Source organism: Thermohalobaculum sediminis (assembly GCF_023487995.1).
GTDB lineage: Bacteria > Pseudomonadota > Alphaproteobacteria > Rhodobacterales > Rhodobacteraceae > Thermohalobaculum > Thermohalobaculum sediminis.
Genome location: NZ_JAMFKN010000008.1, coordinates 107,570 through 128,485 on the forward strand (window position 1 = coordinate 107,570; position 20,916 = coordinate 128,485).

At 72.3% G+C, this 20,916-nt stretch carries 20 protein-coding genes; 8 read left to right on the top strand and 12 right to left on the bottom strand.

Annotation, left to right across the window (positions count from 1 at the left end; genetic code table 11):
* Positions 1 to 252: 252 nt before the first annotated feature.
* Entirely contained in the window at positions 253 to 3,783 is a 3,531-nt protein-coding gene (locus M1105_RS15700) for an error-prone DNA polymerase (RefSeq protein WP_249581322.1), read from the top strand.
* A gap of 81 nt (positions 3,784 to 3,864) precedes the next feature.
* On the opposite strand, the gene M1105_RS15705 is transcribed toward M1105_RS15700, so the two are convergent.
* Positions 3,865 to 4,542, bottom strand: a complete 678-nt coding sequence (locus tag M1105_RS15705) for an SH3 domain-containing protein (protein ID WP_249581323.1) — start codon at positions 4,540 to 4,542, stop codon at positions 3,865 to 3,867.
* A 114-nt stretch (positions 4,543 to 4,656) separates the two neighbouring features.
* Entirely contained in the window at positions 4,657 to 5,583 is a 927-nt protein-coding gene (locus M1105_RS15710; protein ID WP_249581324.1) for a DMT family transporter, read from the bottom strand.
* A 136-nt stretch (positions 5,584 to 5,719) separates the two neighbouring features.
* Between M1105_RS15710 and M1105_RS15715 the strand changes: the two genes are divergently transcribed.
* On the top strand, positions 5,720 to 7,348 hold the full coding sequence (locus M1105_RS15715) for a long-chain-fatty-acid--CoA ligase (protein ID WP_249581325.1): 1,629 nt from the start codon (positions 5,720 to 5,722) through the stop codon (positions 7,346 to 7,348).
* Positions 7,349 to 7,352: 4 nt separating this feature from the next.
* Here the strand turns inward: M1105_RS15715 and M1105_RS15720 are convergent, their stop codons facing one another.
* From M1105_RS15720 to M1105_RS15735, 4 genes are all read right to left on the bottom strand, one after another.
* Positions 7,353 to 7,814, bottom strand: a complete 462-nt coding sequence (locus M1105_RS15720) for a hypothetical protein (RefSeq protein WP_249581326.1) — start codon at positions 7,812 to 7,814, stop codon at positions 7,353 to 7,355.
* 3 nt (positions 7,815 to 7,817) lie between these two features.
* On the bottom strand, positions 7,818 to 8,192 hold the full coding sequence (locus tag M1105_RS15725; protein ID WP_249581327.1) for a DUF6152 family protein: 375 nt from the start codon (positions 8,190 to 8,192) through the stop codon (positions 7,818 to 7,820).
* 56 nt (positions 8,193 to 8,248) lie between these two features.
* Positions 8,249 to 8,983 carry a haloacid dehalogenase type II gene (locus tag M1105_RS15730; protein WP_249581328.1) on the bottom strand — a complete coding sequence of 245 codons (735 nt, stop codon included), beginning with the start codon at positions 8,981 to 8,983 and terminating at the stop codon, positions 8,249 to 8,251.
* A gap of 91 nt (positions 8,984 to 9,074) precedes the next feature.
* The gene (locus tag M1105_RS15735; protein WP_249581329.1) at positions 9,075 to 9,857 is read right to left on the bottom strand and encodes a helix-turn-helix transcriptional regulator; all 783 of its coding nucleotides are present in this window, start codon (positions 9,855 to 9,857) and stop codon (positions 9,075 to 9,077) included.
* Positions 9,858 to 10,030: 173 nt separating this feature from the next.
* Between M1105_RS15735 and M1105_RS15740 the strand changes: the two genes are divergently transcribed.
* Together M1105_RS15740 and M1105_RS15745 are read left to right on the top strand one after the other, a co-directional pair.
* A complete protein-coding gene (locus M1105_RS15740; RefSeq protein ID WP_249581330.1) occupies positions 10,031 to 11,407 on the top strand; it encodes a DUF898 family protein in 1,377 nt (458 codons plus the stop codon).
* Complete coding sequence (locus M1105_RS15745; protein WP_249581331.1) at positions 11,407 to 12,537, top strand: M48 family metallopeptidase; 1,131 nt, start codon at positions 11,407 to 11,409, stop codon at positions 12,535 to 12,537. The genes M1105_RS15740 and M1105_RS15745 overlap by 1 nt, the downstream gene beginning before the upstream one ends.
* Positions 12,538 to 12,565: 28 nt before the next feature.
* Here the strand turns inward: M1105_RS15745 and M1105_RS15750 are convergent, their stop codons facing one another.
* Positions 12,566 to 13,498 carry an MBL fold metallo-hydrolase gene (locus M1105_RS15750; protein WP_249581332.1) on the bottom strand — a complete coding sequence of 311 codons (933 nt, stop codon included), beginning with the start codon at positions 13,496 to 13,498 and terminating at the stop codon, positions 12,566 to 12,568.
* A gap of 60 nt (positions 13,499 to 13,558) precedes the next feature.
* Here M1105_RS15750 and M1105_RS15755 point away from each other — a divergent pair, with 60 nt between their 5' ends.
* On the top strand, positions 13,559 to 14,899 hold the full coding sequence (locus M1105_RS15755; protein WP_249581333.1) for an ATP-binding protein: 1,341 nt from the start codon (positions 13,559 to 13,561) through the stop codon (positions 14,897 to 14,899).
* A 102-nt stretch (positions 14,900 to 15,001) separates the two neighbouring features.
* Here M1105_RS15755 and M1105_RS15760 read toward each other — a convergent pair whose 3' ends face one another.
* The 5 genes from M1105_RS15760 to M1105_RS15780 form a co-directional block, all read right to left on the bottom strand.
* On the bottom strand, positions 15,002 to 15,343 hold the full coding sequence (locus M1105_RS15760; protein ID WP_249581334.1) for a tRNA-binding protein: 342 nt from the start codon (positions 15,341 to 15,343) through the stop codon (positions 15,002 to 15,004).
* Between the two features lie 85 nt (positions 15,344 to 15,428).
* Positions 15,429 to 15,893 (bottom strand): TIGR01841 family phasin, encoded by a 465-nt coding sequence (gene phaP / locus M1105_RS15765; protein ID WP_249581335.1) that lies wholly within the window; start codon positions 15,891 to 15,893, stop codon positions 15,429 to 15,431.
* Between the two features lie 157 nt (positions 15,894 to 16,050).
* Positions 16,051 to 16,866 carry a pyrroline-5-carboxylate reductase gene (proC, locus tag M1105_RS15770; protein ID WP_249581336.1) on the bottom strand — a complete coding sequence of 272 codons (816 nt, stop codon included), beginning with the start codon at positions 16,864 to 16,866 and terminating at the stop codon, positions 16,051 to 16,053.
* A 148-nt stretch (positions 16,867 to 17,014) separates the two neighbouring features.
* Positions 17,015 to 17,518: a type III secretion system chaperone family protein gene (locus M1105_RS15775; RefSeq protein WP_249581337.1), complete on the bottom strand. Its 504-nt coding sequence runs from the start codon at positions 17,516 to 17,518 to the stop codon at positions 17,015 to 17,017.
* Positions 17,519 to 17,831: 313 nt separating this feature from the next.
* Entirely contained in the window at positions 17,832 to 18,080 is a 249-nt protein-coding gene (locus M1105_RS15780) for an accessory factor UbiK family protein (RefSeq protein ID WP_249581338.1), read from the bottom strand.
* A gap of 168 nt (positions 18,081 to 18,248) precedes the next feature.
* Here M1105_RS15780 and lgt point away from each other — a divergent pair, with 168 nt between their 5' ends.
* From lgt to pgeF, 3 genes are read left to right on the top strand one after another with little or no spacing between them, the layout of a single operon-like run.
* Positions 18,249 to 19,127 (top strand): prolipoprotein diacylglyceryl transferase, encoded by an 879-nt coding sequence (gene lgt, locus M1105_RS15785; protein ID WP_249581339.1) that lies wholly within the window; start codon positions 18,249 to 18,251, stop codon positions 19,125 to 19,127.
* A complete protein-coding gene (locus tag M1105_RS15790; protein WP_249581340.1) occupies positions 19,124 to 20,161 on the top strand; it encodes a class I SAM-dependent methyltransferase in 1,038 nt (345 codons plus the stop codon). Before lgt ends, M1105_RS15790 begins: the two co-directional genes overlap by 4 nt.
* On the top strand, positions 20,158 to 20,910 hold the full coding sequence (pgeF, locus tag M1105_RS15795; protein WP_249581341.1) for a peptidoglycan editing factor PgeF: 753 nt from the start codon (positions 20,158 to 20,160) through the stop codon (positions 20,908 to 20,910). Before M1105_RS15790 ends, pgeF begins: the two co-directional genes overlap by 4 nt.
* Positions 20,911 to 20,916 lie beyond the last annotated feature (6 nt).

A 20,916-nucleotide genomic window follows, 5' to 3' on the forward strand; every position in this document is an offset into this window, starting at 1 on the left:
CCCTGGCGGCGGTGGCGGGAGCGCAGATCCGGCCGACCGATCCGGTTGCCGTCATGGCTCCGAGACCGGCACCCAGCCATTCAAGCAGGCGCATTACCGCCTGACCGTATCCGGCTGAGGTGTCGAAAGCGCCCCGCCCGTCCCCCCGGGCGGGGCGCACTTCCTTCCTGCACCCCGAAAGGCGCCGCGGCACAGCCGCCCCTCCTCGCGCAGGCCCGGCCGCGGCCCAAGGCCATTGCCGACTCGGCAGGGATGGAACATATCAGGAACATGATTGCCTTCGCCGAGCTCGTGACAACCACCAACTTCACCTTCCTCACCGGTGCAAGCCACCCGGAGGAGATGGTCGAGCGCGCCGCCGAACTCGGCCTCGCAGCCATCGCGATCACCGACCGCAACTCGGTCGCGGGCGCCGTCCGGGCGCATGTCCGGCTGCGCGAACTCGCCCGCGAGGGTGCAGCCCCAGCCACCACGCCCCGGACGCCCGCCGAGGTCGGCGCCGCGGATCCCGGCCGCAAGCCCGCCGGCGTCACCCGCGCCGATGTCGCGGCCCATGCCATCCGCATCCGCTCGCAGCAGCGGATCGACCCCTCGTCGCGCCTGCCCGAAAGCGCCTTCGCCCAAACCCGCAAGGCCGCGGCGGCTGACAGCCCGGCCAGCCCCGCATCCGGCCCCAAAACAGGGCCGCGGGTCCGCTCGATCCCGCGGCTGATCGTCGGCGCGCGGCTCGTCTTCACCGACACCGATCACGAGGTCGCGGCGCTCGTCACCGACCGCGCCGCCTGGGGCCGACTGTGCCGCCTGCTGACGCTCGGCAAGCGCCGGGCGGAGAAGGGGGGATGCCGCCTGACGCTGACCGATCTCGAGGACTGGGGCGAGGGGCTGATCCTGCTGATCCTGCCTCCCGATCCGCTGGGCGGGGCGGCGGTGCAGCCTGCACACGGCCCGCAGCCCGGCGCGGGCGCGACGGTCGGGATCGCGCAACGCCTGACGCGCCGCTTCGGGGCGGCCGTGCATCTCGCGGCCCACCCCCGCTACGACGGCCGCGACATCGCCCGGATCGACGCGCTCGCGGACCTCGCCGCGGCCGCCGGCTGCCCTCTCGTCGCCACCGCCAACCCGCTGATGCACCGCGCCGGGCGCCGCCGCCTCGCGGACGTGCTGACCTGCATCCGCGAGCGCCTCACGGTCGAGACCCTGGGCGCGAGGGCCCTGCCAAACGCCGAGCGGCGCCTGCGCTCGGGCGCCGAGATGGCCCGCCTGTTCCGTGGCCACGAGGGCGCCCTCGACACCGCCGCCCGGATCGCCACCGCCTGCACCTTCTCGCTCGACGAGCTCAGTTACGAATACCCCGACGAGGGCGAGGGCGAGGCCCCGCAGGCCCGCCTCGAGCGCCTCGCCCGCGAGGGGCTCGCCTGGCGCTATCCCGACGGCGTGCCCGACCACGCCCGCGCGCTGGTCGAGCGCGAGCTCGCGCTGATCGGCAAACTGGGCTACGCGCCCTATTTCCTCACCGTGCGCGACATCGTGGCCTTCGCCCGCGGGCGCGGCATCCTGTGCCAGGGGCGCGGCTCGGCGGCGAATTCCGTCACCTGCTATGCGCTGGGCATCACCGAAATCTCGCCCGAGACCATCACCATGGTGTTCGAGCGCTTCGTGTCCGAGGCGCGCAACGAGCCGCCCGACATCGACGTCGATTTCGAGCACGAGCGCCGCGAGGAGGTGATCCAGCACATCTACGCGCGCTACGGCCGCCACCGCGCCGGGCTCTGCGCCACCGTCATCCATTTCCGCGCCCGCGCCGCCATCCGCGAGGTCGGCCGCGCCATGGGCCTGTCCGAGGACGTGACCGCGGCGCTCGCGGGCCAGGTCTGGGGCTGGTCGCGCGAGAGCCTCACGCCCCGGCGCCTCTCCGAGATCGGCCTCGATCCCGCCGACCGCAGGCTGACGCAGACGCTGGCGCTGGTCGAGGAGATCATCGGCTTCCCCCGGCATCTCAGCCAGCATGTTGGTGGCTTCGTCATCACCGCGGGCCGGCTCGACGAGCTGGTGCCCGTCGAGAACGCGGCGATGGAGGAGCGCACCGTCATCGAGTGGGACAAGGACGACATCGACGCGCTGGGCATCCTCAAGGTCGATGTGTTGGCGCTGGGGATGCTGAGCTGCATCCGGAAGTCGTTCGATCTCATCAGGGGGCATCTGGGACGCGACTATACGCTCGCGACCCTGCCGCCCGACTGCCCGCAGGTCTACGACATGCTGTGCAGGGCCGACTCCCTGGGCGTCTTCCAGGTCGAGAGCCGGGCGCAGATGAACTTCCTGCCCCGGATGCGGCCGCGCAGCTTCTACGACCTCGTCATCGAGGTCGCCATCATCCGCCCGGGCCCGATCCAGGGCGACATGGTCCACCCCTATCTGCGCCGCCGGCGGGGCGAGGAGCCGGTCGAGTTCCCCTCCGACGAGCTGCGCGAGGTGCTGGGCAAGACGCTGGGCGTGCCGCTGTTCCAGGAACAGGCGATGCGCATCGCCATCGTCGCCGCCGGCTTCTCGGCCGACGAGGCCGACCGGCTGAGGCGCTCGCTCGCCACCTTCCGCAGGACCGGCACGATCGGCAGCTTCCGCGAGCGCTTCATCGGCGGGATGCTGGCGCGCGGCTACGACCCCGACTTCGCCGCGCGCTGCTTCGGCCAGATCGAGGGCTTCGGCGAGTACGGCTTCCCGGAGAGCCACGCCGCCTCCTTCGCGCTGCTGGTCTATGCCTCGGCCTGGCTCAAGCGCCACCACCCGGCGGTGTTCGCCTGCGCGCTGCTCAATTCCCAGCCGATGGGCTTCTATGCCCCCGCCCAGATCGTGCGCGACGCGCGCGAGCATGGGGTCGAGGTGCGGCCCGTCTCGGTCAACGCATCGCACTGGGACTGCACGCTGGAACCCGACGGACGCGGCGGGCTCGCGCTCAGGCTGGGGTTCCGCCAGATCCGGGGGCTGGCCGAGGACGACGGCCACTGGATCGCCGCCGCCCGCGGCAACGGCTATCCGGATGTCGAAAGCCTGTGGCGCCGCGCCGGCATCGGGCGGGCAGCGGTCGAGCGGCTGGCGCGCGCCGACGCCTTCGCCGCGGGGGGCGTCGAGCCGCCGCTCACGCGGCGCGAGGCGCTGTGGGAGGCCCGGGGCCTTTCGGGCGACGCGCCGCTGCCGCTCTTCGCCGAGGGCGAGGGCCTGCGCGAGCCGCCCGCCGCCCTGCCGCCCGAGACGGCGGGCGAGGCGGTGGTCGAGGACTACCGCGCGCTGCGCCTCAGCCTGCGCGCCCACCCGCTCGCGCTCCTTCGCGACGGGCTGGGGGGGGCGATGCCGGCGGCGGGGCTGGCCGCGCTCCAGCATCGCGCGCGGGCGGCGGTGGCGGGCCTCGTCATTACCCGCCAGCGGCCCGGCACCGCCTCGGGGGTGATCTTCATGACGCTCGAGGACGAGACCGGCGTCGCCAATGTCATCGTCTGGCCGCGCGTCTATCAGCGCTTCCGCCGGGCGGTGATCGCGGGGCGGCTGTTGCGGGTGCACGGGCGGCTCGAGCGCGAAGGGGCGGTGATGCACGTGATCGCCTGGCGCATCGAGGATCTCTCGGACCGACTCGACACGCTCGGCCTCGCCGGGCCGCTCTCGAGCCCGCGCGGCGACGAGGCCCGCCGGCCCGTCATCGAGCCCGGGCCACCCGTCCGCGCCACGCCCCGCCCGCGCCATCCGCGCGAGCAGGCCAGGGCGCTGTTCCCGAGCCGGGATTTCCACTGAGGCCGCGGCGCGCCCGCCGTGCGACGCCCATCGGAGCATCGCCCCGGCAGGGCGTCAGGCGCACCGCCCGCGCCGATTGCATCACCCCCCGAAGGTCACCGCGTCGGGGATCTCGTAGCGCTCGGCGCCGACGCGGATCAGGTTGAGGTCACTCTCCCTGCGCGACTCGAAGTCGAAGGCGGCCGGGTCGGCCTGGGAGGCATCGGCGCCGAGCGGCAGGCCATGGGCGAAGAAGATCGTCCGCGTCGTGCCATCCGGCTTCGTGATCACCACGGTCGCGTCGCCGCCGCCCGCGCGCGCCACGCCGAAGGCACAGTCGGTCATCGGCTGACCGGCGGCCTGCGCGCAGGGGATCAGGCCGGTCGCTTCGAACGCGCCCTGCCCCGCGCGGAGCGCCGAGGTGTCGGGTCCCGTCAACACCGCGCCGTGGGGCGCGACCGCGGGTGCGAGATAGGCCGCGTCCACGTAGCCGCGCGGCCCGCCGAGGAAGTTCTGCACGTCGCACCAGACGTGTCCCGCAGCCTCGCGGCAGCCGAGATTGGAGAGCACCGTGCCGGGCGCGAGGCGCGCGACGATGCGCGATGCGAGCGAGGGTTCCTCGCGCAGGTTCAGGGCGGAGGTCACGCCCGTCACCTCGAAGCGGCGCGGTCCACCATCCTCGGGCGCGGCGGGCACCTCGGCAGCGGCTGCCGCGACGGGGGCAAGGAGCAGCACGGCAACGGCATGGGAGCGAACTGTGGCGAGGGGAAATCGGTTCATCGACGGGCTCCTCGGACCTGCACGCCGCCCGCGGACCGCGGCGGCTTCGGAACGCAATAATCTGGCGCAGCACGGACCCCCGGCAATGCCGCTCCGGTCGCCGCCCCCCTGCGATCAGGCGCGCGCAAGGCGCAGCCGGCCCGACCACATCGCCAGGATCCCGGCAAACACGATCAGCCCCATCCCGAAGGCCACGCGCAGAGACACCATTTCGCCCCACAGCAGCCACGAGACCAGCGGCGCCCAGATCAGGAAGCTGAAATCGAAGATGCCGATGAAGCTACTCTCGGCGCTGCGATAGCCCACCGCGATGCAGGTGGTCGCGGCAAGCCCGGTGACCCCGATCAGCAGCGCAAGCCCCAGCGCCACGCCGTCCGGCGCCGCCCAGGGCCGCACGACGAACTCCGCGCCCTCGACGCCGCCAAGCGCCGCCCCCAGCCAGGGCAGGGCCGCAAGCCCCGCGAGCCCAAGCGCGACGAACCCCACAAACTGCCAGAACGACATGCAGATCGCCGTCTCGCCCGCGCAGTGGCGCCGCGTCCAGATCACGCTCAGCGCGTAGAAGGCGCCGCCGGCAACGGCCACCAGCGCCATCGGGCGGATCGGCTCGGACCCCACGCCAAGGACCACGCAGACCCCGGTGAAGCCCACCAGCGCCCCAAGGATGCGCCGCGGCCCCACGCGCTCGCCAAAGAACGCCGCCGAGAACAGCGCGACCCAGAGCGGCGAGGTGAACAACCCCGCCGCCGCCACCGCGATCGACACCGCCGGCAGCGCCGCAAAATACATCATCAGGGCAATGATCGACAGCAGGCTGCGGACCGCGATCCGCCATGCCGACACCAGCAGGATCAGCCGCAGCCGCCCGCTCGCCAGCACGAACAGGAACACCGCCGGCAGCACCATTCCCGCCCGCATCGCCTGGAACTGCCACAGACCCATCCGCTCGGCGACCAGGGGAATGAAATTGTCGCTGACGGCGATCAGTGCCATGCCGCCGGCCACCCACATCGCGGCACCCGCGGCCGTCCTCTCCTGCATCCACGCCACCCCGCGCCCGCCGCCCGCCTTGCGGCAGCCTTTTGTGGGCTTGGCACCGACCGCAGGCAAGCGCGGACTTGAGGGGATCCGCGCGCCTGCTAGAGTTCCCGAAAACGTGACCCGGGGGAGGGAGGCCATGCAGGACCTGATGCAGGACTGGCCGCTGCGCGTGTCCGCGATCATCGACCATGCCGCGCGCTATCACGGCGGGCGCACCATCGTCAGCCGCTCGGTCGAGGGGCCGGTCACGCGAACCGACTGGGCCGCGACGCGCGTTCGCGCGCTCAAGGTCGCGCAGGCGTTGCGCCGGCTCGGCGTGCGGCCCGGCGACGTGGTGGGCTGCATGGCCTGGAACACCGCCCGGCACCTCGAGGCCTGGTATGGCGTGCCGGGGGCGGGCGCCGTCCTGCATTCGCTGAACCCGCGCCTTGCCTGCGAGCAGCTTGCCTACATCGCGGGCCATGCCGGCGACCGCTGGCTGATCTGCGACCCCGACCTCGCGCCCATCGTCGCGCGCATGGTGCCCGACCTGCCCGACCTGCGCGGCGTGATCGTCCTGACAGATCGCCCGCACATGCCCGAGGAGCTGCCCGGCGCGCTCTGCTTCGAGGACCTGCTCGCCGCCGAGGACGGCGACACCGGCTGGCACCGCGGCGACGAGCGCGACGCCTGCGGCATCTGCTACACCTCGGGCACCACCGGGCATCCCAAGGGCGTGGTCTATTCGCACCGCTCGAACGTGCTGCATGCGATGGCGATGATCCAGCCCGACATGCTTGGGCTGTCATCGCGCGACGTGGTGATGCCGGTCGTGCCCCTGTTCCACGCGAATGGCTGGTCGACGGGCTTCTCGGCGCCGATGGCGGGCGCGGGGATGGTGCTGCCGGGGCGCCTGATGGACCCCGCGAGCCTCTACGGCATGCTGGAGCAGGGCGTGACCGTCACCGCCGCCGTGCCCACCATCTGGCTGCCGCTGCTGACCTACCTGCGCGAGCAGGGCCTCGACCTGCCGCATCTCGACCGCGTGGTGATCGGCGGCTCGTCCTGCCCGCGCGCGGTGATCGAGGCGTTCCAGAACGACTATGGCGTGCGCGTCCTGCACGCCTGGGGCATGACCGAGACCTCGCCGCTGGGAACCTTCGCCTCGTTCAAGCCCGAGGTCGCCGCCATGCCGGACGAGGAGCGCATCGGCGTGCAGCTCAAGGTCGGCCACCCGCCCTTCACCGTCGATCTCTGCATCCGCGACGACGCGGGCGCCGACCTGCCCTGGGACGGCGAGACCCAGGGGCGGCTGCAGATCCGCGGCCCCGGCGTGCTGCGGCGCTATCTCAAGCAGGAGGCCGACGCAATCGACGCCGAGGGCTGGTTCGACACGGGCGACGCGGCGACCATCGACGCGCTCGGCTATGTGCGGATCACGGACCGCTTCAAGGACGTGATCAAATCGGGTGGCGAATGGATCAGCTCGATCGACATGGAGAACGCCGCCGTCAGCCACCCCGACGTGGCCGAGGCCGCGGCCGTCGGCGTGCCCCACCCGAAATGGGACGAGCGCCCGGTGCTCTGCATCGTGCCCAAGCCCGGCCGCAGCCCCGGCGCGGACGAGATCATCGACCGGTTGCGCCCGCATTTCGCCAAGTGGCAATTGCCCGACGAGGTGCTGTTCGTGACCGAGATCCCGCATACCGCGACCGGCAAGATCTCGAAGCTCACGCTGCGCCGCCAGCTCGAGGAGGCGGGCTACCGCCTGCCCGACCTGCGCTGAGGGCTCAGCCGGCGGCGAAGGCGATCATCCGCCCCGCGACCAGCGTGCCGGTCCAGGCGGCCAGAGAGACGGCGCCGGCCAGCCGCAGCCGCGCGGGCGACGCCGCGGCAAGGCCCGGCCCCAGACGCAGCGCGAGCGCCTGTGCCAGTCCCAGCACCACCAGCGCGAGCTTGGCCCACAGGAGCGGGATCGCCCCATATTCCGGCGCGCGCACCGCGAAAAGCATCGGCCCCGACGCCAGCGCGAGCGCGAGGCCCACGCCCGCCACCGGCACCAGAACCCGCCCGAGCGCCGCGACCGGCACGGCCCGCCACACGCCCATGAGCCGCAGGTCGAGCGCCACGATGGCGCCGAAAAGCAGCGCGACCCCCATGACGTGGCCCGTCAGCACCGAGGCATAGCCCCAGCGGGAGAAGCGGAGCCACTGCGCAGGGCCGCTCGCTGCGATGGCCTCGAGGGCCTCCACCCGTCAGTCTCGGCCGGGATAGAGCTGGTATTCGACGTCGCCGATGGTGAGCCGCTCGGCCTTGATCCGGCGATCGGATATGTCGGCCGAGGGCTCGCCGATCACGCGGATCTCGACCCCTTCGGCCATGGCGCCGTCGGGGATGCCGGCGCGCTCGTTGCGCCAGGGCTGGCCGACTTCGACGCTCCAGACCTCGCCCTCGACATCCACCTCGAGGATGCCGTGGGGCAGGCCCAGGCTCGCCTTGCGGATCACGCCCGTGAGGTCGATGTTCTGCCCCGTCGTCCAGCTCCAGCCGTGATGGGCCGGCGCCGTGCCGGGCGTCGCAAGCGAGAGCGCCGCGAGGGCGCAGGCGGCGAGGATCTGGCGGATCGTCATCTCTCTCTCCCCGGTCCTGGTCTCCGGTCCAAAATATGACGCGCCAGGGCGGCGCTTCAACCGCCGGCGGCTGCCGCCGCCTCGGCGAGAGCGGCGAGCGTGGTGAAGCGGAAGTCGACCGACGGGACCTCCGGCACCCGCGCCGTCGCACCCCAGTGGCCGCCCTCGGCGAGGTTCTGGCGGTCGATCCAGCAGCGCGCGAGCCCCGCCGCCGTGGCCGGGACATGATCGTGGCGCAGGCTCTGGGCGACGTGCAGGATGCGGCCCGGCGCGACGCCGTGCCCGGCGCCGAGGCGGTCCAGCATGTAGCGGAAGTTGCGCGGATCGGGCTTGTAGCTACCGACATCCTCGGCCGTGTAGACCGCGTCGAACGCAACCCCCAGCCGACCGATCGAAGCCGCGATGCCGGCCCTGTGGACATTCGACAGGATCACCAGCCGATAGCGGCGCTTGAGCGCGCGCAAGGCCGTCGCGCTGTCCTGGAAGGCCGGCCACATCGGCACCGACGCCCCGAACGCGGCATCGAGCGCGGCATCCGTGCGCCAGCCCATCCGCGCCGCCAGCCGCGCATGCACGCGCGCCAGCAGGTCGGGATAGAGCATTGCCGGGGTTGCGGCCTGCTGGTCGCCCTCGATCTCGCCGAACACGCCCAGGATCTCGGAACGGCCGGGGTCGGCGGCATTGGTCGCGATGAGCGGCTGAAGGGCGTCCCAGATGCCAGCCTCCCAGTCGATCAGCGTGCCGTAGCAGTCGAAGGTCAGCATGTCATAGCTGGCGAGCGAGGTCGTCATGGCGTCATCTCCCCGATGCGGTCGGCCCGCAAACTAGCCCGGCGCGGGCATCGGCGCGCGGCCGATCCTCGCGATTTTCGTGCCGATCCTCTCAGGCGCGGGCCCGCACCGCCGCGCCACGGGCGCGCAGGGCACCGGGGGCGCAGCCATGGGCGCGGCGGAAGGCGCGGGCGAAGGCGGCCGGATCGTCATAGCCCACCCGCGCCGCGACCTCGCCGACCGCGAGCCCGCCCGTGACCAGAAGCCGCCGCGCCTCCTCCATCCGGCGGGCGGTCAGCCAGCCCATAGGGGTGGTGCCGAGGCAGTCGCGGAAGGCGGCATGCAGGCGGCTGCCGCTGGTGCCCGCCCGGCGCGCGATCTCGCCGACCCGATGGGCCGCGCCGAGATCCGCCGTCATCGCCGCCATGGCGCGCGCGAGCGGCGCGGGCAGCGGTGCGGCCGCCCCGATCCGCCGGCGCAGCGCCTCGACCAGGAACGCCACCACCTCCGCGCCCATGTCGAGCGCGACGCTGCCCGCCCGCCGTCCGCCCGCGCCTGCCTCGCTCTCGGCCAGCAACGCCGCGAAGCCCCGCAGCGCCGGGTCGAAGGGCAGAAACGGCCGCAGGCGGGCGCCATGCCAGAGCGGATCGGTCCCGGTCTCGGGCAGGTCGACGATCAGGAAGCTGTCGCCTGCGGGCGCCTCGAACTCGTGCGCCTCGCCGGCCGCGAGCGCGGCGAACTGCGCGCCATCGAGCCGCGCGCCGCGGCCGCCCACCGCCATCTCCATGCGGCCCGCCAGCGGCAGCACGACCTGGTGATGCGCATGGCAGTGCAGGGCGCTGCCACCGGGATAGCGCCGGGTCTCGATCCTCACCGGGCAGGCGCCGGGCTCCATCGTCGTCCTCCCTGCCGCCCCTGGCGGGCGCCGCGGCACGCACCGCACCATACCCCCGCCCCGCGCGCCGCGCGAGCCCGACAACACCCCGCCGGTGGCGGCCCGACCCGATTTCCGCCATAGTGATGCGCAACCAATCAGTGCATCGAAGCACGGCGCTCACGGAGGCAGCCTTGAGCGGGGAAGACGAGCAACCGCGCCGCCGGTCCTGGGATCTCGACCAGTATCACAGCTGGGCCGAGAAGCCGGCGGCCCCCGACCCCTTCGCGCGCCGCGACGGGAACGACGACGAGGCCGCACTGGCCGCGTTCTACGACGACAAGCGAATCCGCGCGCGCTACCGCGACGATGGCTCGCTGCTGCTGCTCGCGCTGAAGACCGCGCTTCTGTCGGTTGTCACGCTGGGACTCTACCGCTTCTGGATGGTCACGCGGCTGAGGCGCTATTTCGCCAGCGCGATCCGGATCGACGGCGACCCCTTCGAATACACCGGCACGGGGCTCGAGAAGCTGCTGGGCTTCCTGCTGGCGATGGTGGTGCTGGCGGTCTATCTCGGCCTCGTCAACCTGGGGCTCACCTTCATCGGACTCAGCTTCTTCCAGGGCAACCCGGTCGCGCTCAACGCCTCGCTGGTGGCACTGGTGCCCTTCTGGTTCTGGGCGGCATATCGCGCGCGGCGCTACATGCTCTCGCGCCTGCGCTGGCGCGGCATCCGCTTCGGCGTCGAGCCGGGGGCCTGGGGCTACATGCTGCGCTCGATCGGCTGGTCAATCCTGACCGTGGTAACGGCGGGGCTCGCGCTGCCCTACCAGCATTTCCGGCAGGCCCAGTACATGACCGACCGCACCTGGTTCGGCGACCAGAAGTTCCGGCAGGACGGCTCGTGGCTCGGGCTCATGGTTTGGTGGGCCTGGATCTACGTTACGGCACTCGTCTTTGCGCTGCTGACATGGGGCATGGTGATCGAGGCCGACTACGATCCCGGGTTCACGCAGGCGGCGGTCAGCATCATGTCGTCACTGTGGATCATGGTGGCCTCGTTCGTCGTGTTCGGCTACCAGATCGCGAGCTTCCGCTACCTGTGGGACAACCGCAGGCTGGGCGACTCGGCGCTTGGCAACGACGTCTCGGTCGTGCGCGTCTTCGCGCTGACGGTGGGCGGCTACATCGCCACGTCGCTGTCGACGCTGATCGCTGCCGCGATCGTCGGCGCCGCGGTGGCGGGCGCATGGATCGTGCTCGGCGGACCCTCCCTCGAGGCGCTGCTGTCGTCCCCCGAGAACCCCGTCAACCCCGCGACACTGGGCGTGGGAGCGGCGAATTGGCCCCTTGTCGCGATCGTTGTTCTGGGCTTTCTGGTGGTCAGTGCGTTCGCCTACGCGTTCACGCAGTCGATGCTGGTCCAGCCGGTGCTGCGCCGCAAGATCGAGGCCATGCAGATCGAGAACCCCAACGCCCTGCGCGACGTCGCCCAGCGCTCGCACGATCAGGCCACCGAGGCGGGCGGCTTCGCGGACGCACTCGGGGTCGACGTGGGCGCGGCCTTCTGATGACCGCAGTCGCGCGCTATGCGCTGCTCGAGTCGGACGGGCGGTATTTCGACGGGCTCTCCTCGCGGCCGCGCAACGTGGTGCTGAGCTTCCGCGAGCGCTCGCTGATCATCCGCACGCTGGACGATCAGGTGTTGACACACTGGCCGCTCGCGAGCTTGCGCGCGATCTCGGAGCGCGACGAGCAGCAGGTCCAGATCGTCCCGCACCTCGGCAGCGACGAGCGCCTGCTCGTCAACGACGACACCATGATCGAGGCGATCCGCGCGGTCTGCCCCGACCTCCACCGCCGCGAGGTCGACCGCCGCGGCGTGCGCCGTGCGCTGGTCTGGGGCGTGGGCGCGGTGGGCGCGGTCCTCATGATGGTGTTCGTGCTGATCCCCGCGCTCGCGAGCCAGCTTGCGCTGATGATCCCGCCCGAGCGCGAGCGCGCGCTGGGGGACGCCGTGGCGGGGCAGCTCGCGCAGATCCTCGAACTCGGCGGATCGCAGGCACGCTTCTGCACGGGCGCAGAGGGGCAGTCGGCGCTCGATCGGCTCGCCGCGCGGCTGGGCGGGGGGGCGGGGCTACCCTATCCGCTCCGGCTCGACGTGCTCGACCATCCGATGGTGCAGGCCCTCGCGCTGCCGGGGGGGCGCATCCTGGTGTTCCGCGGGCTGATCGACGAGGCCGACTCGCCCGAGGAAGTGGCGGGCGTGCTGGCGCACGAGATCGGCCACGTCATCCACCGCGACCCCACCGTCGTCGCCCTGCGGGCAGCCGGGACGGCGGGGCTTCTGGGCCTGCTGATCGGCGACGTGTTCGGCGCGGGCGCCCTGGCCGCGGCCACCGATGCCGCGCTCAATGCCAGCTACCAGCGCGAGGCCGAGGCGCGCGCGGACCAGGAGGCGCTGAGCCTGCTCGCCAAAGCGGGGCTGCCCAACGGCCCCTTCGCCCAGTTCTTCGAGCGGCTCGAGGAACGCCATGGCGCGACGCCCGCGGCGCTGCGCTACTTCGCCTCGCATCCCGAGCTGGCCGAGCGCGCCGAGCTTGCGGCCTCGGGCGACACGATCGGCGGCGGGGCCTTCACCCCCGCGCTCAGCGACCGGGACTGGATCGCGCTGCAGGGTATCTGCTCGGAACGCGGCTGACCGCCAGCCCGGCCAATGTGCCGAGCACTCAACCCGGCCGGAACTCGGCCCGCGCCGACAGCGGCCCCGCGCATTCGACCCGGCCCTCGGCCATCAGCCCCAGCAGCGTCGCAAGCACGTTGCGCGCGGCCGCGGGCATGAGGCGCGGGTCGGTGTCGCGATAGACCGCGGCGGCGAGGCTCTCGGCCGTCCCGCCGCCGGCGCGCCGCAGCGCGTCGAGGATCGCCGCCTCGCGCATCTCGCGGTGGCGGATCAGGTGCGCGACAAGCGCCGCGGGCGCAGCGACCTCGTGCCCGTGCCCCGGCAGATAGAGCCGGTCGCCTTCGCGCGCCGCGAGGCGCCGCAGGGTCGCCATCTGCGCCGCCATGTCCCCCTCGGGCGGCGAGACCAGCGTCGTCGTCCAGCCCATCGCCGCGTCGCCCGTGAACAGCACCCCCGTGCCCTCGAGCGCGAATGCAAGATGGTTCGACAGGTGCCCGGGCGTGTGCAGGGCCGTCAGCCGCCAGCCGGGTCCGCCCACGCTCTCGCCATCCGCCATCAGCCGATCCGGGGCGAAGCCGCGGTCCGCCCCCTCGCCGCCGCCGAGGTCGAGCCCCGCCGCCTTGAGCTCGCGCATCGCGCCGCTCATCCCCGCGCCATGCGGTCCGAAGCCCCAGACCGGCGCGCCGGTCAGCGCCGCCAGCCCCCGCGCGCCGGGGCTGTGGTCGAGATGGCTGTGCGTGACCAGGATGGCCGCGACCGCCTCGCCCGGCTCGAGCGCCGCGAGGATCGCGCCCAGATGCCGCGGGTCGTCGGGCCCCGGGTCGATCACCGCCACCTCGCCGCGCCCCACCACGTAGCTGCGCGTTCCCGTGAAGGTCATCGGCGAGGGGTTGGCGCAGGTCACGCGGCGGACGCCCGGCGCCACCGTCTCGGCGACGCCATGCACCACGTCGGGCCGCAGGTCGAAAGGTGCACTCATCCGCTGCCGCCCTCGCCGCCTCTTGCCCAGGGCGCGCCCCGCGCCCTAGCGTCGGACAGGATGAAGCGCATCGCCGCCCTGCTCAAGAAGTTCACCCCGCGCAGCCTGTTCGGGCGCGCGCTGATGATCCTCGTCCTGCCCATCCTGCTCCTGCAGGTGGTCGTTGCCGTGCTGTTCATCCAGCGCCACTACGATGGCGTGACCGAGCAGATGGCCACCGCCGTCGCGCGCGAGATCAAGTTCGTGATCGCGCAGATCGAGAGCCTGCCCGACCTCGCCGCCGCCGAGGCGATGCTGACCAGCATCGAGATCCCGCTCGGCTTCGATTTCGGCCTCCATCCCGGCGAGCGGGTCGAGGCCGAGGCGTTCCGCGCCCTCTACGACGTGACCGGCGGCGTGATTGAGCAGACGCTGAAGACCGAGCTGCGCCGGCCGATGTCGCTCGATCTCGTGAGCTTTCCCAAGCATGTCGACGCCCGCATCGCCACCACCAAGGGCGTCCTGCAGGTGCTGATCCCGCGGCGCCGGATGAACGCCTCGAACCCGCATCTCCTGCTGGTGTGGATGACCGTCACCTCGCTCGCGCTTACCGGCGTCGCGGTGGTGTTCCTGCGCAACCAGATTCGGCCGATCCGCGAGCTCTCGACCGTGGCGAGCGCCTTCGGGCGGGGCCGAAGCCTGCCGTTCCGCCCCTCGGGCGCCGAGGAGGTGCGCCGCGCGGGCATCGCCTTTCTCGACATGCGTACCCGCCTCGAGCGCCAGATGCAGCAGCGCACCCGCATGCTGTCGGGCGTGAGCCACGACCTGCGCACGCCGCTCACGCGGATGAAGCTCGCCCTCGCCGTGGCCGAGCCGATCCCCGAGATCGCCGAACTCGGCCGCGACGTGTCCGAGATGGAGCACATGCTCGACGCCTTCCTCGCCTTCGCGCGCGGCGAGGCGGGCGAGCTCTCGTCCGACACCGACCCCGTCGAGCTCGCCGAGGAGATCGTCGAGGACGCCCGCCGGCGCGGCCGCGACATCGCGCTCGCGACCGAGATCGCGACGCCCGCCGAACGCACCGTCGCCCTGCGCCGCCAGGCGGTGAAGCGCTGCGTGGTCAACCTGGTCGAGAATGCGCTCGCCTATGGCGAGACGGTCGCGCTCGGCGTCCGCCTCGGGGCGCGGGCGGTCGAGTTCACGGTCGAGGACGACGGCCCCGGCATCCCGCCCGAGAAGCGCGAGGAGGTCGTGCGGCCCTTCACCCGTCTCGACGAGGCGCGCGGCCAGAACATCGCCTCGGGGGTGGGGCTCGGCCTGTCCATCGCGCTCGACGTGGCGCGCAGCCACGGCGGCGGTCTGACACTGGACGAAAGCCCCCGCCTCGGCGGCCTTCGCGCCACCGTTCGCCTGCCCCGCTGAGCGGGCCGGCGCCGCGTGCCCGCCCGCCACGGCCACCCCCGACCGCAGCGCGCCGCGGGCGCGACCGCGCCACCGGCCCGACAGCCGACGCGGCGCCCCCGATCAGTGCATCCGTGCGCCCGGGGCCACGTCCGAATCGGGGGCGAGCAGCACGATCGCGCCGCTGGCGTCCGAGACGCCCAGAGTCAGGACCTCGGACATGAAGGGGCCGATCTGGCGGGGCGGGAAGTTGACGACGGCCATGACCATGCGGCCGACCAGCGCCTCGGGCGTGTAATACTCGGTGATCTGGGCCGAGGTCTTCTTCACGCCGATCTCGGACCCGAAGTCGATCCACAGCTTGATCGCGGGCTTTCTCGCCTCGGGGAAGGGTTGCGCGTCGATCACGCGCCCGGCCCGGATGTCGACCCTGAGGAAATCGTCGTAGCTGATCGTGCCCGTCATGTCCCGCCCCCTGCTTCGAGGGGGCGAAATATGAAGGCCGCCTGCGCTTGGCGCAAGCGGCCCCCGGGCTCTGGCGAGCGATCCGTCAGGCGGCGAGCTTCGACGCCGCGTCCTTGAACTCGGCCACGGCCTCCTCGAAGCGGGCCTTGACGATCTCGAAGGCCTCGGTGTTCGCCTTCTGCGCGAGATCGGCGAGTTCTTTGACGTCGGCCATCGCCTTCTCGATCGCGGCCTTCGCGGTCTCAATGTTCCGGGCGGTCTGGTCGGCGGTCACCGGCTGGCCCTGGAACTCGGCCATCTGGTCCTTGAGGACGGCGACGCCTTCCTCGACCAGCGCGACCTGGCGCTTGAAGATCTCCTGGTAGCCGGCGATCGCAACCTTGTTGGCCTCGACCAGCGCGGCAATGTTCTTCTGCTGGGCGGCAACCACCGCCTCGACGTCCACGGCCGGCAGCTTGCTGGCATCGAACATCTTGTCGAACTCGGGCAGCTTGAAGAGCTCGCCCATCTTCTCGGCGTCGAAGCTGAAGGGGAACTTGTCGAGAGCCATGTGCTTTCTCCTCGGATCGGGTCTGGGCCGGGGCCGTCCCCGCGCCGTTCTGAGGGAGAATATTGTGCAGCGCACAAAAGATGTCAACCGCCTCTTTTGTGCGGCGCACAAAATTTTCAATTGAAACTTTTCGGACTCCGCTGCCCGGGCCGGCAACTCAGCCGCGCAACTCGCGCGAGCGCTGCGTCGCCGCGGCAACTGTGCGCGTCATCAGGCCGGGCAGTTCGGCCATCAGCACGCCCAGCCCCGCCGCCGTGGTGCCGCCGGGGCTGGTGACGTTGATGCGCAGCTGTGCCGCGCTCTCGTCCGACGCCACCGCCAGCGCCCCCGCCCCGCAGACCGTGGCCCGCGCGAGCCGCATCGCGAGGTCGGGCGCAAGCCCCGCCGCCTCGCCCGCCGCGGCCATCGCCTCGATCATGTGGAAGACATAGGCCGGCCCCGAGCCCGAGAGCCCGGTGACCGCATCCATCTGGTCCTCGGACTCGAGCCGCACGGTCTGCCCCACGGCGGCGAGAAGCGCCTCGGCCATGGCCATCACGCGCTCGTCGGCAGCGATGTTGCCGATCAGCGCCGTGATCCCGCGCCCGACCGCCGCGGGCGTGTTCGGCATCGCCCGAACGATCGGCGTGCCCGCGCCGAACATCGCCTCGAAAGCGGCAATCGGCGTGCCGGCGGCAATCGAGACGAACACGGTTCCCTGCCCCGCAAGGGGCATCAGCGCGGGCGCCGCGTCGCCCATCATCTGCGGCTTGACGGCGATGATAGCAACCGAGGCCGGCGCGAGGCTGGTTGGATTGAGCACGAGGCCCTCGCCCGCCAGCACCTTCACGCGCTCGGACGGCCGCGGCTCGATGACCGTGACCGCCGCGGGCGACAGCCCCCCGGCCAGCCAGCCTTCCAGCATCGCACCGCCCATCTTGCCGCAGCCCAGCAGCACCAGCGTCTCGACGCCCGCATTCTGCAGCCCCGCCATCCGCGTCCCCTCCGATCCGTTCCAGATTGCCGGTCTCCAGAAAAGAGCCGGGCGCCTGCGTCCCGTCAACCCTGGGACGCAGGCGCCCGCTCCGGCGCCGCGGGGTGGAGCGCCGCCCGCCCCCGGATCCGGGCGGCGCAGCGGCGCCTCAAGCCGTGCCGTAATGCTCCTCGATCGCGACCCTGAGCGCCGTCTCGGCCGCCTCGCCGCCCCAGCCGACAAGCTGGAAGGCTGGATAGAAGCGCTCGCTCAGCGCCACCGCCGACAGCACCATCGCCTCGATCTGCTCGGGCGTCGCCGTGGCGCCGCCGGCCAGCGTCAGCCCGTAGCGGAACGCCAGCATCCCCTGCTCGGCCCAGTGCACGAAACTGCCGTTCCAGACCTTGTCGTTGATCATGTGGATGAGCCGAACGACCTCGGGACGGCGCTCGGCCGCCGGGTCGAGCTCGAACGAGCAGACCAGCCGCAGCATGTCGTCATGGCCCGACCAGGCGAGCGAGAGAGAATAGGTGCGCCACGCCCCCTCGATCGCCATCGCGATCTGGTCCTCGCCAAGCCGGTCGAAGTCCCAGCGCGATTGCTCGGCCAGGGTTTCCACCATGTCGATGGGATGGACGTCGGCTGCGAGAAAGTCCTGCTCGACTGCGGTCATTGCCTCGATACCCCCCTCCTGTCTGGTGGTCCCGTGAGGCCTGTCCCACAGGATACACCCAGGGTCGCCATGGATCGTGGAACGAACGCTCCCGATCCACGAAATATGGTGGCACCGACAGGCGGAGGCGTAAAGCGATTTCAGGGGCGCCGCGAAAGATTCACTGAGACCCGGGACGCGCGCCGCGGTCAGGCCGGGCGCGCGGCCCGGCGGGTCAATCGGGGACAAAGACCGGCTCGCGCCGTCGCGAGGCACGCCACGGGCGGCGCGGATCACCTTGCCGGCCGCGGGCCATCGCCGCGGCCTTCGGCGGTCACTTCTTCCTTGCGGCCTCGAGCGCCTCGAGGCGCGCCTTGAGCGCCTCGTTCTCCAGCCGCGCCTTCTCGGCCATCTCGCGCACCGCCTCGAACTCCTCGCGGGTGACGAGGTTCGCGTCGGCGATCCAGCGCTCCATGAAGCCGCGCATCGCGGTCTCGGCCTCGGTCTTCACGCCCTGCGCCATCCCGGCGGCATTGGTCATGAGCTGGCTGAGATCGTCGAAGAACTTGCCGCGGGTCTGCATCTGGCGCCTCTCTCGGTCGGGCCGGCCCGGTGCCGGCGACCCCCGTTATATGCGCGGGCGGCGCGGCGCGGGCAAGGCACGAGAGCGACCGCCCGCCGGGGCGCGCTTGACAGGGCCCGTCCGCTCCCCCACCCATGACGCGCCACCCTCGATGCCGCCGGAGCGCCGATGCCCCCCTTCGTCCTGCCCTTTCCGCAGATCGACCCCGCGATCTTCACGCTGGACCTCGGCGGGCTCACCTTCTCGCTGCGCTGGTATGCACTGGCCTACATCGCCGGGCTGGTGATCGGCTGGCGGATGGTCGTCTGGCTGATGCGCCGCCCGCGGCTGTGGCCGGCCGAGCGCGCGCCGATGACCCCCGACCAGCCCGAGGAGCTGCTGACCTGGATGACGCTGGGTGTCATCCTCGGCGGGCGGCTCGGCTACGTGCTGTTCTACAACCCCGCGCATTTCCTCGCCAACCCGTCCGAGATCCTCGCGATCTGGCAGGGGGGGATGTCGTTCCATGGCGGGTTTCTGGGCGTCATCCTGGGCGTCATCGGCTTCGCGCTGAAGCGCGGCGCGCCGGTGATGTCGGTGGGCGACGCCGTGGCGCTGGCGGCGCCCCTGGGCATCCTGTTCGGGCGGCTCGCGAACTTCATCAATGGCGAGCTGTGGGGCCGGCCGACCGATGTCCCCTGGGCCATGGTGTTTCCCCATGCCGGCCCCGAGCCGCGCCACCCGAGCCAGCTCTACGAGGCCGGGCTCGAGGGGCTGCTGCTGGGCGGCGTGATGTGGTGGCTCGCGGTCCGGGGCGGCTGGCTGAAGCGGCCGGGCGGGCTGATCGGGGTGTTCTTCGTCGGCTACGGCCTCGCGCGGACCTTCGTCGAGAACTTCCGCCTCGCCGACGAGCAGTTCATCTCGCCCGACAACCCGATGGGGCATGTCATCCGCCTCGGCGCCGGGGTGGACGCCTGGGGGCTGACCATGGGCCAGCTGCTGTCGCTGCCGATGGTCGCGATCGGGCTCGGCTTCCTCGCGGTGGCGTTCACGCGCCGGCCGGCGTGACCCCCCTCGGCCGCATCATCCGCGACCGCATCGCGGCACAGGGGCCGATGGGCGTGGCCGAGTTCATGGCCCTCTGCCTCGGCCATCCGCGTCATGGCTACTACGTCACGCGCGACCCGCTGGGTGCTACGGGCGACTTCACCACGGCGCCCGAGGTGAGCCAAATGTTCGGCGAGATGATCGGCCTGTGGCTGCGCGCAGTCTGGGAGGGGATGGGCGCGCCGCGCGAGGCGCGCGTCGTCGAGCTTGGCCCCGGCCGCGGCACGCTGATGGCCGACGCGCGCCGCGCCATGGGGCCACTGGCCGCCGCCGAGACCTGGCTGGTCGAGACCTCGCCGCGCCTTCGGGCCGAGCAGGCCCGCCGCCTGCCCGGCGCGCGCTGGGCCGAGCGGCTGGAGCAGGTGCCCGAAGGTTTCGCGCTGATCGTCGCCAACGAGTTCCTCGACGCGCTGCCCGTGCGCCAGTTCATCGCGACGCCCGAGGGCTGGCGCGAGCGGCAAGTTGGGCTGGCGGGCGACCGGCTGATCTGGGGCCTCTCGGGCCCGCTCCCCGGCCTCGACCCCGCGCCGGAGGGTGCGTGGCGCGAGACCTCGCCCGCCGCCACCGCCACCGCCCGCGAGATCGCGCGGCGCATCGAAAGCCACGGCGGCGCGGCTCTGCTGATCGACTACGGCTATCGCGCCGCCGACCGCCCGCCCGGCTGGACGCTCCAGGCGCTCCGGCGCCACGCCCCCGCCGAACCGCTGGCGTCGCCGGGCGAGGCGGACCTCACATGGCTGATCGACTTCGACGCGCTCGGCGCCGACCTTGCGCCGCTCGCGGTCCGGATGGCCACGCAGGGCGCCTTCCTCGGGCGGATGGGCATCGGCCAGCGCGCGGCGATGCTGGCGCAGGCGCGGCCCGACCGGGCCGACAGCCTCGCCGACGCGCTCGAGCGCTTGACGGCAGCGGACGCCATGGGAACGCTGTTCAAGGCACTTGCGGCGCTGCCGCCCGGCGCCCCGATCCCGCCCGGCTTCGCGGAGGACGCATGACGCTCTCGCCCATCACGGCGCCCGAACTGCGCGGCATCGCGCACGGCTTCTTCACCCGGCAGGGGGGCATCTCGAAGGGCCTCTACGCCGATCTGAACTGCGGCCCCGGCTCGGGCGACGACCCGGGCGCGGTGGCCGAGAACCGCGACCGCGTGGCCGCGCATCTGGGTGCCGCGGCGCTGGTCTCGCTCCACCAGATCCACTCGGCCGATGTGATCAGCGTCACCGAGCCCTGGGGCTCCGACCGCCCGAAGGCTGATGCCATGGTCACCGACCAGCCCGGCATCGCGCTGGGCGTGCTGACGGCCGACTGCGCGCCGATCCTGTTCGCGGACCGCGAGGCGGGCGTGATCGGCGCGACCCATGCCGGCTGGAAGGGTGCGATCTCGGGGGTGGCCGAGGCCACGCTCGATGCCATGGAGCGCCTCGGCGCGGCCCGCGCGCGAATCGTCGCCATGATCGGCCCCACCATCTCGCAGCGCGCCTACGAGGTGGGACCCGAATTCGTCGAGCGCTTCCTCGACGACGACCCCGATCACGCCCGCTTCTTCGCCGGCGGCACGGACGGGCGGGCGCAGTTCGACTTGCCCGGCTTCCTTCTCGCGCGGATGCGCGCGGCGGGCGTGGCCGAGGCCGGCTGGACCGGGCACTGCACCTACTCGGACGCTGCGCGCTTCTACAGCTACCGCCGCGCCACCCACCGGGGCGAGCCGGATTACGGCCGCCTCGTCTCCGCCATCATGCTCTGAGGCCCA

What these genes read in the sequence shown, in the direction of transcription:
- lgt (WP_249581339.1), top strand. Translation starts at nt 18,249, where the DNA reads ATGCCCCCCTTCGTCCTGCCCTTTCCGCAGATCGACCCCGCGATCTTC.
- proC (WP_249581336.1), bottom strand. Translation starts at nt 16,866, where the DNA reads ATGGCGGGGCTGCAGAATGCGGGCGTCGAGACGCTGGTGCTGCTGGGC.
- M1105_RS15745 (WP_249581331.1), top strand. Translation starts at nt 11,407, where the DNA reads ATGACCGCAGTCGCGCGCTATGCGCTGCTCGAGTCGGACGGGCGGTAT.
- M1105_RS15725 (WP_249581327.1), bottom strand. Translation starts at nt 8,192, where the DNA reads ATGACGATCCGCCAGATCCTCGCCGCCTGCGCCCTCGCGGCGCTCTCG.
- M1105_RS15755 (WP_249581333.1), top strand. Translation starts at nt 13,559, where the DNA reads ATGAAGCGCATCGCCGCCCTGCTCAAGAAGTTCACCCCGCGCAGCCTG.
- M1105_RS15715 (WP_249581325.1), top strand. Translation starts at nt 5,720, where the DNA reads ATGCAGGACCTGATGCAGGACTGGCCGCTGCGCGTGTCCGCGATCATC.
- M1105_RS15730 (WP_249581328.1), bottom strand. Translation starts at nt 8,983, where the DNA reads ATGACGACCTCGCTCGCCAGCTATGACATGCTGACCTTCGACTGCTAC.
- M1105_RS15735 (WP_249581329.1), bottom strand. Translation starts at nt 9,857, where the DNA reads ATGGAGCCCGGCGCCTGCCCGGTGAGGATCGAGACCCGGCGCTATCCC.
- M1105_RS15710 (WP_249581324.1), bottom strand. Translation starts at nt 5,583, where the DNA reads ATGCAGGAGAGGACGGCCGCGGGTGCCGCGATGTGGGTGGCCGGCGGC.
- M1105_RS15705 (WP_249581323.1), bottom strand. Translation starts at nt 4,542, where the DNA reads ATGAACCGATTTCCCCTCGCCACAGTTCGCTCCCATGCCGTTGCCGTG.
- M1105_RS15750 (WP_249581332.1), bottom strand. Translation starts at nt 13,498, where the DNA reads ATGAGTGCACCTTTCGACCTGCGGCCCGACGTGGTGCATGGCGTCGCC.
- pgeF (WP_249581341.1), top strand. Translation starts at nt 20,158, where the DNA reads ATGACGCTCTCGCCCATCACGGCGCCCGAACTGCGCGGCATCGCGCAC.
- M1105_RS15780 (WP_249581338.1), bottom strand. Translation starts at nt 18,080, where the DNA reads ATGCAGACCCGCGGCAAGTTCTTCGACGATCTCAGCCAGCTCATGACC.
- M1105_RS15760 (WP_249581334.1), bottom strand. Translation starts at nt 15,343, where the DNA reads ATGACGGGCACGATCAGCTACGACGATTTCCTCAGGGTCGACATCCGG.
- M1105_RS15700 (WP_249581322.1), top strand. Translation starts at nt 253, where the DNA reads ATGGAACATATCAGGAACATGATTGCCTTCGCCGAGCTCGTGACAACC.
- M1105_RS15775 (WP_249581337.1), bottom strand. Translation starts at nt 17,518, where the DNA reads ATGACCGCAGTCGAGCAGGACTTTCTCGCAGCCGACGTCCATCCCATC.
- phaP (WP_249581335.1), bottom strand. Translation starts at nt 15,893, where the DNA reads ATGGCTCTCGACAAGTTCCCCTTCAGCTTCGACGCCGAGAAGATGGGC.